Annotated in this window: 10 protein-coding genes; 6 read left to right on the top strand and 4 right to left on the bottom strand. The window is 59.6% G+C overall.

Annotation, left to right across the window (positions count from 1 at the left end; all coding sequences use genetic code 11):
* The 4 genes from tkt to OP495_RS09945 form a co-directional block, all read right to left on the bottom strand.
* Positions 1–1,409: transketolase (gene tkt / locus OP495_RS09960; RefSeq protein ID WP_280568874.1), on the bottom strand; the 1,409-nt coding region annotated here is incomplete at its 3' end.
* Positions 1,410–1,434: 25 nt separating this feature from the next.
* A complete protein-coding gene (gene tal, locus OP495_RS09955; RefSeq protein WP_280568872.1) occupies positions 1,435–2,391 on the bottom strand; it encodes a transaldolase in 957 nt (318 codons plus the stop codon).
* Between the two features lie 101 nt (positions 2,392–2,492).
* Positions 2,493–3,146, bottom strand: a complete 654-nt coding sequence (gene dhaL, locus OP495_RS09950) for a dihydroxyacetone kinase subunit DhaL (protein WP_280563707.1) — start codon at positions 3,144–3,146, stop codon at positions 2,493–2,495.
* A gap of 27 nt (positions 3,147–3,173) precedes the next feature.
* A complete protein-coding gene (locus tag OP495_RS09945; RefSeq protein WP_280568870.1) occupies positions 3,174–4,166 on the bottom strand; it encodes a dihydroxyacetone kinase subunit DhaK in 993 nt (330 codons plus the stop codon).
* A gap of 393 nt (positions 4,167–4,559) precedes the next feature.
* Here OP495_RS09945 and OP495_RS09940 point away from each other — a divergent pair, with 393 nt between their 5' ends.
* From OP495_RS09940 to OP495_RS09915, 6 genes are all read left to right on the top strand, one after another.
* Positions 4,560–5,054, top strand: a complete 495-nt coding sequence (locus tag OP495_RS09940; RefSeq protein ID WP_280563709.1) for an RpiB/LacA/LacB family sugar-phosphate isomerase — start codon at positions 4,560–4,562, stop codon at positions 5,052–5,054.
* Between the two features lie 84 nt (positions 5,055–5,138).
* On the top strand, positions 5,139–6,119 hold the full coding sequence (locus tag OP495_RS09935; RefSeq protein WP_280568868.1) for a sugar-binding transcriptional regulator: 981 nt from the start codon (positions 5,139–5,141) through the stop codon (positions 6,117–6,119).
* Positions 6,120–6,404: 285 nt separating this feature from the next.
* Positions 6,405–7,505 carry an alcohol dehydrogenase catalytic domain-containing protein gene (locus tag OP495_RS09930; RefSeq protein ID WP_280568866.1) on the top strand — a complete coding sequence of 367 codons (1,101 nt, stop codon included), beginning with the start codon at positions 6,405–6,407 and terminating at the stop codon, positions 7,503–7,505.
* An 88-nt stretch (positions 7,506–7,593) separates the two neighbouring features.
* Positions 7,594–8,244 carry a DUF2291 domain-containing protein gene (locus tag OP495_RS09925; protein WP_280568862.1) on the top strand — a complete coding sequence of 217 codons (651 nt, stop codon included), beginning with the start codon at positions 7,594–7,596 and terminating at the stop codon, positions 8,242–8,244.
* 17 nt (positions 8,245–8,261) lie between these two features.
* Positions 8,262–9,809: a sugar ABC transporter ATP-binding protein gene (locus OP495_RS09920; RefSeq protein ID WP_280568859.1), complete on the top strand. Its 1,548-nt coding sequence runs from the start codon at positions 8,262–8,264 to the stop codon at positions 9,807–9,809.
* Positions 9,810–9,834: 25 nt separating this feature from the next.
* Positions 9,835–10,986 (top strand): ABC transporter permease, encoded by a 1,152-nt coding sequence (locus tag OP495_RS09915; protein WP_280563714.1) that lies wholly within the window; start codon positions 9,835–9,837, stop codon positions 10,984–10,986.
* The last annotated feature ends 9 nt before the right edge of the window (positions 10,987–10,995 follow it).

Below are 10,995 nucleotides of genomic sequence, written 5' to 3'. Positions count from 1 at the left end.
GGGCCATCTTCGCCCAGGCCGATGGAGTCGTGGGTGTAGACGAAGATCACCTGGCGCCGCGCGATGGCGGCCATGCGCACGGCGTTGTGCATGTACTCCATGAAGGTGAGGAACGTCGCCCCGTAGGGAATGAAGCCGCCGTGCATGCTGATGCCGTTCATGATGGCGCCCATGGCGAACTCACGGACACCGTAATGCAGGTAGTTGCCCTCGGGGGACTGCGCGGAGAGTACGCTTGCTCCGTCCCAGAACGTCAGGTTCGACGGCGCGAGATCGGCGCTGCCGCCGAGTAGTTCCGGCAGCTTGGGTCCCAGACGATTGAGCACGCCCAGTGAGGCCTTGCGCGAGGCCAGCGAGTCGCAGGCTTGCTGAGCCTCTTCGGTCAAGGCGCTGCCGCCCAGGTCGCCGGGTAGCTCGCCACGCCAGCGGCGCTCGAGCTCTTCGGCGAGCTCAGGATAAGCCTCGGCGTAGTGCGCGAATTGCTGGCGCCACGTGGCCTCGGCCTGCTGGCCGGCCGTGTCGGCATTCCACCCCGCGTAGATGTCGGCGGGTACGTGAAACGGCGGATGCGGCCAGTCGAGGCGTTGGCGTGCGGCGGCAACTTCATCCTCGCCCAGGGCGGCGCCGTGGCAGGCGCCGGTGCCCTGTTTGTTGGGCGCGCCGAAGCCGATGACCGTCTTGCAGATGATCAAGGTCGGGCGCTGGTCGTGCTGTTTAGCGGCGGTGATGGCGTCTTCGATGGCAGCGGGGTCATGTCCGTCGACGTTGGCGATGACCTGCCAGCCGTAAGCCTCGAAGCGCTTGGCGGTGTCGTCGGTGAACCATCCTGCAACCTCGCCGTCGATGGAGATGCCGTTGTCATCATAGATGACGGTCAGTTTACCGAGGCCCTGAGTACCCGCCAGCGAGCAGGCTTCGTGGCTGATGCCCTCCATCAGGCAACCATCGCCGACGAAGCACCAGGTGCGATGGTCGACGATGTCATGTCCTGGACGATTGTACTGCGCGGCCAGGGTGCGTTCGGCCAGCGCCAGGCCGACGGCGTTGGCGAGCCCCTGACCCAGCGGGCCGGTGGTGGTTTCGACCCCAGGCGTATAGCCGAGTTCGGGATGCCCGGGCGTGCGCGAATGGAGCTGGCGAAACTGTTTGATGTCGTCGATGGCCAGATCGTAACCGCTGAGATGCAACAGCGAATACAAGAGCATCGAGCCATGTCCGTTGGAGAGTACGAAACGGTCGCGGTCGGGCCAGGTAGGGTTGCTGGGGTTGTGCTTGAGATGATCGTTCCACAGCACTTCAGCGATATCGGCCATGCCCATCGGCGCGCCGGGGTGGCCAGAGTTCGCGGCCTGCACGGCATCCATCGACAGGGCGCGAATGGCATTGGCCAGTGTGAATCGAGAGGGCATCGGTGTCTCCTCCATGAGCGGTGAATCAGTTAGCGAGCCGGTCGGCGATCAAGTCCTCGAGGCAGGTCTGATCGTCGGCGAAGCGCCGGATGCCCTCGGCCAGCTTGTCGATGGCCATGGGGTCTTGATTATGCTGCCAGCGGAAGGCGCTTTCTCCGAGGGGCTTGGCGGGTCGTGCCTCGGGATGCGTGAAGCGCACCTTGGCGTCGACATTGCCTTCGCGCGCCTCGAGCGTTTCCAGCAAGGCGGGGGAGATCGTCAGTCGATGACAGCCGGCGAGGGCTAGGACTTGCTCCGGCGTACGAAAGCTCGCCCCCATGACGACGGTCTCGTAACCGCCCTGGTCGGCACGCTCGCATACCTGGCGCACGAACCGCACGCCGGGGTCATCGTCGGGGCCGAACGTCTGCTCGGTTTCTTTCTGATACCAGTCGGTCACACGCCCCACGAAAGGTGAAATCAGAAACACCCCGGCATCGAAGCAAGCCTGGGCCTGGGCGTCGCTGAACAAGAGCGTCAGGTTGCACTGGATACCCTCGCGCTCGAGCACCTCGGCGGCGCGAATGCCCTCCCAGGTCGAGGCGAGCTTGATCAAGATACGCTCGCGACCGATACCCAGAGCTTCGTAACGCTCCACCAACTCATGGGCCTTGCGGATACTGGCCTGGGTATCGAACGAGAGTTTGGCGGCGACTTCGGTGGAGACGCGCCCCGGAATGAGCTGGGCGACCTCGCTGCCGATGCCCACCGAGAGTCGGTCGACGATGCGCTCCAAATGGTCGGCATCATGCGGCTTCTCGGTACGCTCCTCAGCCAGAATCCGCTCGATCAGTGGCTGATAGCCGGGCAGTTCGAATGCCTTTAGGATCAAGGATGGGTTGGTGGTGGCATCGACGGGCCGATAGCGTTCGATGGCGGCTGGGTCCCCGGTGTCGGCGACCACTTGCGATAGTGCCTTGAGTGAGTCGAGCTGTGAAACCATGGTGTGCTCCGCCGCTGTATGCGGGCGTGAAAGCCCACGACGTGTCAGGCAGCGCCGGGGGCGAGGAAATGGAGAGTAACTCAGTGAGCCGCCGCTAGTGCTCAGGCGGCGGCTTTTTCCAGGCGGTTTTCGGTGCTGTCGGCTAGCCGAATCAGTAGCAGGCAGCACGACACCGCGCCGGCGTCCAGATGACCGCGTGAGCGTTCGCCAAGGCGTGCCGCGCGCCCAATCTTGGCCTCCAGGTCGAGCGTCGAATCACGACCGTCCTGGGCGCCATTGCGTAATGCTTGCAATGCTTGGGAAAAGTCGTCTCCGCTCTCGACGGCGTCGCGGTAGCGTTCGATGGTCGGCACCAGAGTATCGAGCAGGCACTTATCGCCGACCTTGGCGTCGCTGATCTGCTCGAGCGCTTCGCGCCCGCTGGCCAGCATTTCGCCGAAATCCTTGGCATCGAGGACGTTCTTGTCCTTGGTCGACTTGGCCATGCCCATGAAGAGGCTGCCGTAAAGTGGCCCCATCGAACCGCCGATCGAGCCCATCAAGGTCGTGGCGAGCGTGCCCAGCGCCTTGGAAAGCGACAGCGATTGGCCGGCGACCGACTCCCCGCAAAGTCGAAATCCCTTGGCCATGTTGATGCCGTGATCGCCGTCGCCGATCGCACCGTCAACATCACTCAGGTATTGGCGGTTGTCGACGATGACCTCGACCAACTCCTCGAGAATGTCCCTGCCGTGAGTCGCGTCCAGAACTTGCATGGTGAGTCTCCGTAGTAGCGGTTCCGATCAGCACTGCGTGATGGCCAGCGAGCGTGCCGGGGCGTCCAGCAGCGGTTTGAGCTCGTCGTCGAGCTTCATCAGCGTGAGCGTGGCGCCCATCATCTCCAGCGAGGTGAAGTAATTGCCGATGTCCGTACGATGCACGCGGATGCCGGCGTCTTCGAGCCGTTCGGCGATGTGTGCGTAAAGGATATTGAGCTCCATCACCGGCGTGGCGCCAAGCCCCGAGATCAACACCGCCACCTCGCTGCCGGCGAAATCCTGGTCGGAGAGCACAGGATCGCACATGGCCGTGGCGATGGCCTCGGCACTGGTCAACGGCGCGACCTCGATCCCCGGCTCGCCATGGTGGCCGATGCCGAGTTCCATGTGCCCGGGCTCGATCGAAAAGTTGGGTTTGCCGTTGGCAGGGATGGTGCAGCTACTCAGTCCGACGCCGATGCTCGAGCACGCATCGACGGCCTTCTGCGCCAGGCGAATGACTTCGTCGAGACTGTCGCCCCGGGCCGCCGCCGCGCCGCCGATTTTCCACATCATCACCTCGCCGGCGACGCCGCGTCGCTTGTCGCGCTCTGATGCCGGTGCCGAGGCCACGTCGTCGCGTGCAATCACCGTCTTGACCTCGATGTCGTCCATCTCGGCCATCTGCTTGGCCATCTTCACGTTCATGTTGTCGCCCGCGTAGTTGCCGTACAGGCAAGCGACACCCTGCTCATGGGGCGCGGAGCGAAAGGCTTCGAGGAATGCATCGGCGGTAGGGGACGAGAATATCTCGCCAATGGCCACCGCATCGCACATCCCCGCGCCGATATAGCCCAGGAAGGCGGGTTCGTGGCCTGAACCGCCACCGGTGACGATACCGACCTTGTCGCTTGGGCTGTCCGGATACTTGAGAACACGCGAGTGATCGGTGGCGGCAAACAAGCTCGGCGAGGCGTGCAAGTAACCTTTGATGGCATCGTCCACGACGTTGTCGGGGTCATTGATGATGCGTTGCATGGCGTATTCCTCTTGTTCGTTGTGGCCGATTGTTCGTTGTGACCGACGATGGGGCGTGGCGATCCGCCACTTGAGTTGACGAATTATATAATGATCTTTAACTGATCAGATGTTTAGGCTTGGGGCCCAAGGCTGTCAAGGCATGGCCGGTGTCGACGTCTGAGACTTTGGTCGTGAACAAGAGCTCTGAAAGCGATGTTGAATATTAAGTAATTGAATTAAAGGGTTTTTATTTATTAATAAGGAACTCGAATAATAGGGTGGCGCAAATTAGCCGCTTACTTTTCGTGATCGAGAATTTTACAAATGTTCGGTTACTGATATTTTGAACATAGCGCGAGAGGTAACAGCATACCGATCGCAAGCGGGAGGAATCATCACGGGAGGCAACACATGTCAGACTCAAACGGCTATGCACCAGCAATGCGCATCGCACTGGGCGGCGATGAGGCCGCATTCGAGCTCAAGGCCTTGCTGATCGAGCACATTCGCGCTCTGGGGTACGCGCCCATCGATTACGGCACCTATAACGCTGAGCCGGTGCTGTACCCCGATGTAGCGGTCCGGGTGGCGCGTGCCATCGAATCGGGAGAGGTGACGCAGGGAGTGCTGGTCTGTGGGACTGGCATCGGTGTGGCGATTTCGGCCAACAAGGTGCGTGGTATTCGTGCCGCGCAGGCGCATGACACTTATTCGGCCGCCAAGGCGCGCTCGAGCAATGATGCGCAAATAGTGACGCTCGGCGCCCGTGTGGTTGGTCCGGAGTTGGCCAAGGCCGTGGTGACGACCTTCCTGGAAACCGAGTTCGGCGGTGGCGGTTCGCGCGCCAAAATCGAGCGTATCCTGGAATACGAAAAAGAGGCCTTTCGTGATTCCTCGAGCGTCTGATCGATGAGAGTGCGCTTGTTCGCTGTGGTATCTTGGTGCGCATCGCCCGAAGTGGCCAGGAAGCGGATCGTATGAGGCAGTGCCATGAGTGAACGTGTCGAGAGCGCCGAGGTCGCGCTGATGACTGAGATCGCCTCTCTCTATTATGTGGAGGGCGAAACCCAGGAGGCGATCGCCAACCGTCTGGGGATTTCCCGGGTCAAGGCGGGGCGTCTTTTAAAGCGTGCGCATGCCGAAGGCATCGTCGATGTGCGGGTTCGTCAGCATCCTGCGGTAAGCGCCGAGATCGAGCAGGCACTGATAAACCGCTTCGGTATCAAGCGCGCCTTGATTGCGCTCGACCATACCGACCCCGACGTTCAGCGTTCTGGTGTGGCCAGTCTGGTGGCCGATCATTTGTCGCGCGAGCTGCACGATGGTTCGATCGTGGCAGTGGGCATGGGGCGTAACGTGGGCTCAGTGGCCGATAACGTCTTCGAACAAGGCGAGCGCAAATGTTCGTTCGTGTGTGCCATTGGCGGCTCGTTGCGTGCCGGAGAGTACATGAATCCCGATCATATCTGTCGCCGCCTGGCGGTGAAGTATGGTGGTGATAGCGAGACGCTGTATGCGCCGGCGCTGGTGCAGAACCCGTCGCTGCGCGATTCGATGTATGAAAACCCCACCGTGCGTCAGACGTTGGACAGGGCACGGCGCGCGGATACCGCGATGATCGGTGTCGGCGATCTCAGTGAGGACAGCAACATGGTACGCATGGGCTGGTTCACGCCCCAGGAAATTGCCGAGGCGCGGCTTTCGGGAACGGTGGGTGACATGATGGGATACGATTTCATCGATATGCATGGCCGGCCGTCGGAAACACCCATGCAGGGTCGGGTCATTGGCTTGACCATCACCGACTTGGCGCGGATTCCCGACGTGGTGGCGATCGCCAGCGAAAACACTAAGGCGGCGGGAATCCTGGGAGCCCTGCGTACCGGCGTCATCGATACCTTGGCTACCAGCGTGACTAACGCCCATACCATCCTGCGTCTGGATGAAGCGACCACTTCGGCGCCAAGCTGAGGCAATATGCGACCGAGTGTCGTGCAAGGCCGTTCATATGAACACTGATGTGTTTATTTGAACGGCCTTTTTGTGCGAGCTATCTTTTCCTTCTTGCACTTTGCGGACGTTCACTTTCAGATATCTTTCTAAAAGTTGTTTATTTTCAGTAAATTACAAAGCAATCCTAAAGTATAAGACGAAAAGGTCGCCGACTTCATTGACCTGGCTATACTGAAAAGCGTTAATTCATTTGAGCAACAAAAGATCAAATGATAAATGAGCGCCAGCTCAATGGAGGCCGTCATGAACGATACGCTCACCCCATCCCCCGATATCCCCGACACGATGCGTGCCATCGTTGCCTACGCGCCGGAAGATTATCGACTGGAAAACGTCGCGGTCCCCGATATCGGTGAAAAGGAAATCCTGGTCAAGGTCGAGGCCTGTGGCATCTGTGCTGGTGATCTCAAGGCGTATGAAGGTGCGCCGAGTTTCTGGGGTGACGAGGATCAGCCTGCCTATATCAAAGCGCCGATGATCCCAGGGCACGAGTTCATCGGGAACGTCGTCAAGATGGGCCCCGGCGCGACAGGTTTTGAGGTCGGCGACCGAGTTATTTCCGAGCAGATCGTGCCCTGCTGGGACTGCCGCTTCTGTCATCGCGGCCAGTACTGGATGTGCGAGAAGCACGACGTGTATGGCTTCCAGAACAACGTCAATGGCGGTATGGCCGAGTACATGAAGTTTCCCAAGGAAGCCATCAACCACAAGCTGCCGGATGATGTGCCGGTGGAAAACATCGTGCTGACCGAGCCGTTTTCCTGCTCCATGCACGCGGTGGAACGAGCGCAAATCCAGTTGGGTGACATCGTGGTGCTCTCAGGTGCCGGCACCCTGGGGCTGGGGATGATTGGCCCGGCCAAGAAATCCGGCCCCGCCAAGCTGGTGGTGCTTGATCTGCACGGCGAGCGCCTGGAACTGGCCAAGAAATTTGGTGCCGATGTGGTGCTTAATCCGGGTGACGAAGATGTCGTCCAGATCGTCAAGGATATGACCGACGGCTATGGCTGTGACATCTACATCGAAGCGACCGGCGCGCCCAAGTCGGTGGAGCAGGGGCTGGCGATGTTGCGCAAGCTGGGTCGCTTCGTCGAGTTCAGCGTTTTCAAGGATCCGGTGACGGTCGATTGGAGCATCATCAGTGACCGCAAGGAACTCGACGTACTGGGCTCGCATCTAGGGCCTTACTGCTATCCACACGTAATCGAAGGGATCGAGAGCGGCGATTTCCCCACCGAGGGTGTGGTGACTCACAAGCTGCCACTGGCGGATTTCCACAAGGGTATCGAGCTGATGAGGCACGACAGTAGCGCACTCAAGATCATCCTCATGCCCGGTGAGTGATGTCGCGATGTCCTGCGTAACGGCCACAACCGTCATCCGGCGCGGGACTTGATTACCACTCATCAGCGACGCCAGGGGGCGCTTCATCATGACTTCACATACGGCTGCCATGCCTCAGAGACAATGGAAAAAAAGGCGCGGTAAGGCGGTAATGATCGGTGTTGCGGTCGTCCTGCTTGCCGCCATGGCCTGGGATACGACGGTGATGCCGATCGGAGCGGAAGAGGAGCAGGAAGGCGCAAAAATGGCACGCTTCGCCGAAGAAGAATTTCCCAAGATTCGCGAGGATGTCGATAGCAGAGCCGTCGGTATCGGTAAGCTGTCTAGTGCGATTGCCGAAGATCAAAGTGCGGCGGGTGAAAAATACGGTGTATCAGGCGGGGTCGGTCCTATCATGCCCGTTACCTTTACCGGCGTGGTGGGTGAAAGCACATCCGGGACATATGAAGTCAAGGCCGACGGGGCGCCCGATGATCTGGTGGTGAGGGTTCAGACCGGGCCGGCCATCAATGGTACCGACCTGCGGGATGCCACGGGGGAGATCGAGTTCGGTCAATTCAAGAATCAGATCGAATATCAGAATGCGGGCGCCGCTTTGAACGATGCCATGAAGGCTCAGGTGCTATCGGATATCGATACACAAGACCTGGAAGGCAAGACCGTGACAGTGACGGGCGTATTCCAGTTGATCAATCCGAATAACTGGCTCGTGACACCGGTCGACTTTAGCGTGCAATGAGCCGGAGGCTTGATGCGATGAGCGAATATGTAACCAATCAAGAAGAGGCGCTGGGCAAAGTAATCCTGTCGGCGCGCAATATCGCCAAGTCTTTCGGTAATGTTCATGCCCTGAAGGCCGTCAATTTCGATGTCCACTATGGGCAAGTGACGACGCTTTTCGGCGAGAATGGCGCGGGAAAATCGACGCTGATGAAGATTCTCTCGGGCGTCATGCAACCTTCCTCGGGAGAAATCGTCCTCGAAGGCGAGCCGGTTCGTTTCTCCTCGACCACGGAGGCACAGCGCCAGGGGATATCGATTATCCATCAGGAGCTCAGCCTTGCGCCCAATTTGAACGTTCGCGATAACGTCTTCATGGGCCGTGAAATCGTCGGCAAGGGCGGCGTCGATTACACGGAGGAATCGCGCCAGACGCGTCAACTCATGGAAGAGTTGAATGAACCCATCGATCCACTCACGCCTGTGGAAGATCTGCGCCTCGGGCAGCAGCAGATCGTCGAGATCGCCCGTGCGTTATCCATCAATTCACGCATCCTGATCATGGATGAGCCGACCTCGGCCTTGAGCGCTTCGGAAGTCGAAGTGCTGTTTCGCGTGATTCGTGACCTGAAAAGCCGCGGCGTCTCGCTCGTTTATATCTCCCACCATCTCGAGGAAGCCCTGACCATTACCGACCATGCTGTGGTATTGCGCGACGGTCGAATGACGGCCTATGCCGCTCGTGCGGAGATCGATCTCGAATGGATCGTACGCAACATGGTGGGTGAAAACTTCGATCTCGGTTCCCCGCCGGATGGATACGCGATGGGGGACGCCGTGCTGTCGATCGAAGGCGTCACCGTCCCGGATGCGTCGGTACCCGGGCGCGCCGTGGTCGATGACGTGTCATTGAGCGTGCGTGCTGGCGAGATCGTCTGCATCTATGGGTTGATGGGGGCGGGTCGCACCGAATTGCTCGAAAGCGTGGCGGGGCGCGGCGACATGGCCGCGGGCCGGGTCTTGCTGCATGGCGAGAATATCTCGCGGCTGAGTATCGCGGAGCGTATCGAACAAGGCCTGGTGCTGGTGCCGGAAGATCGTCAGCGTGATGGTCTGGTGCAGACGATGTCGGTGGGCGAAAACCTCTCGCTTGCCAGTATCGGTGCTTTCACCAAGGGGCTTCTGACATCGCGTGGGCGTGAGCATCACGTGGTGCGGGACTCTATCAGCAATGTGCATATCAAGACCGACGGTGCTGCCGCCTCCATCGGCTCGTTATCCGGCGGCAATCAGCAGAAGGTCGTGATCGGCAAGATGATGGCCACTCACCCCAGAGTCGTGCTGCTTGACGAACCCAGTCGGGGAATCGATATCGGTGCCAAGGCCGAGGTCTTCAGGCTGCTCAGCGAGGGCGCAGCGCAACAGGGCTTGGCCGTGGTGTTCTCGACGTCGGAAGTCGGCGAATGCCTGAGTATTGCCCATCGTATCGTCGTCATGAGTCGTGGCCGAATGGCGGCCGAATTCGGTGTCGATGCCACCAAAGAAGAGATTATGGCTGCCTCGGGCGAGGCCGTGGTCGCTTGATCCACTTATAGCGGAGATAATTACAATGTCTGATGTCAGCCAAGATAATGGCAATGGACGAGGCAAACTATTCGGCGGCGATTTCGATATAAAGCGTGCTCTTCTGGAGGGACGTGCGTTCTTCGCCTTGATCGCGATTATCGTCATTTTCTCGATTCTTTCCCCGGTCTATTTCTCGACCAGCAATTTCCTGACCATGTCGTCTCATGTCGCCATCTTTGGGCTGTTATCGCTGGGTATGTTGTTGGTCATTCTGACGGGTGGCATCGATCTTTCCGTGGGCTCGACACTGGGTCTGGCAGGCGTCTTTGCAGGCTTTCTGATGCAGGGTGTGTCTTTCGAAATACTGGGTGTCGTGTTCTATCCCCCCGTGTGGGTCGTGGTCATTCTGACATGTGGGCTGGGCGCACTGGTCGGTGCCATCAATGGCGTGCTGATTGCGTATTTCAAGGTGCCTGCCTTCGTGGCGACCTTGGGTCTATTGTACGTGGCAAGGGGCGTTGCCCTGCTGATGACCGACGGCCTGACCTATAACAATCTGGGCGGTAGTCCGGAACTGGGCAATACCGGTTTCGATTGGCTGGGCTTCAACCGTCTTCTCGGCGTGCCGGTCGGGGTGTGGGTGCTCGCGGCCGTCGCGATTCTATGCGTCCTGGCGTTGAGCCGTACACCCTTCGGACGGTGGGTGTATTCCACAGGCGGTAACGCCCGTGCCGCAGAACTATCGGGAGTACCGGTCAAACGCGTGCAGGTGTTGGTGTATGTGCTATCGGGCATCTGCGCGGCCATTGCTGGACTGGTGCTGTCCTCGCAATTGACCTCGGCAGGGCCGACCGCCGGGACGACCTATGAATTGACCGCGATCGCCGGTGTCGTCATCGGCGGTGCGGCACTCTCCGGTGGCCGCGGCAATGTGCGCGGTACTTTGCTGGGGGCCTTCGTGATCGGGTTTCTCTCCGATGGTCTGGTCATCATAGGGGTTTCTTCCTACTGGCAGACCGTATTCACAGGGGCCGTCATCATTCTTGCGGTCTTGCTCAACAGCATTCAATACAGCGGTCGGAAGACGCAGCAAGCCTCTTCCGATGGCAAGACGACTTCACCGCAATCGGAGAGCGCCACTGAGCGTTCGCCGGTCTCGGGAAGTACTGCCGGTAACGCCGGTACACAATCATAAGAGTAAAGG

Source organism: Chromohalobacter sp. 296-RDG, from assembly GCF_029889885.1.
Lineage (GTDB): Bacteria > Pseudomonadota > Gammaproteobacteria > Pseudomonadales > Halomonadaceae > Chromohalobacter.
The sequence above is the reverse complement of the archived record's forward strand: the minus strand, read 5'-3'. Positions and strand labels throughout refer to the sequence as shown.

What these genes read in the sequence shown, in the direction of transcription:
- tal (WP_280568872.1), bottom strand. Translation starts at nt 2,391, where the DNA reads ATGGTTTCACAGCTCGACTCACTCAAGGCACTATCGCAAGTGGTCGCC.
- dhaL (WP_280563707.1), bottom strand. Translation starts at nt 3,146, where the DNA reads ATGCAAGTTCTGGACGCGACTCACGGCAGGGACATTCTCGAGGAGTTG.
- OP495_RS09945 (WP_280568870.1), bottom strand. Translation starts at nt 4,166, where the DNA reads ATGCAACGCATCATCAATGACCCCGACAACGTCGTGGACGATGCCATC.
- OP495_RS09940 (WP_280563709.1), top strand. Translation starts at nt 4,560, where the DNA reads ATGTCAGACTCAAACGGCTATGCACCAGCAATGCGCATCGCACTGGGC.
- OP495_RS09935 (WP_280568868.1), top strand. Translation starts at nt 5,139, where the DNA reads ATGAGTGAACGTGTCGAGAGCGCCGAGGTCGCGCTGATGACTGAGATC.
- OP495_RS09930 (WP_280568866.1), top strand. Translation starts at nt 6,405, where the DNA reads ATGAACGATACGCTCACCCCATCCCCCGATATCCCCGACACGATGCGT.
- OP495_RS09925 (WP_280568862.1), top strand. Translation starts at nt 7,594, where the DNA reads ATGACTTCACATACGGCTGCCATGCCTCAGAGACAATGGAAAAAAAGG.
- OP495_RS09920 (WP_280568859.1), top strand. Translation starts at nt 8,262, where the DNA reads ATGAGCGAATATGTAACCAATCAAGAAGAGGCGCTGGGCAAAGTAATC.
- OP495_RS09915 (WP_280563714.1), top strand. Translation starts at nt 9,835, where the DNA reads ATGTCTGATGTCAGCCAAGATAATGGCAATGGACGAGGCAAACTATTC.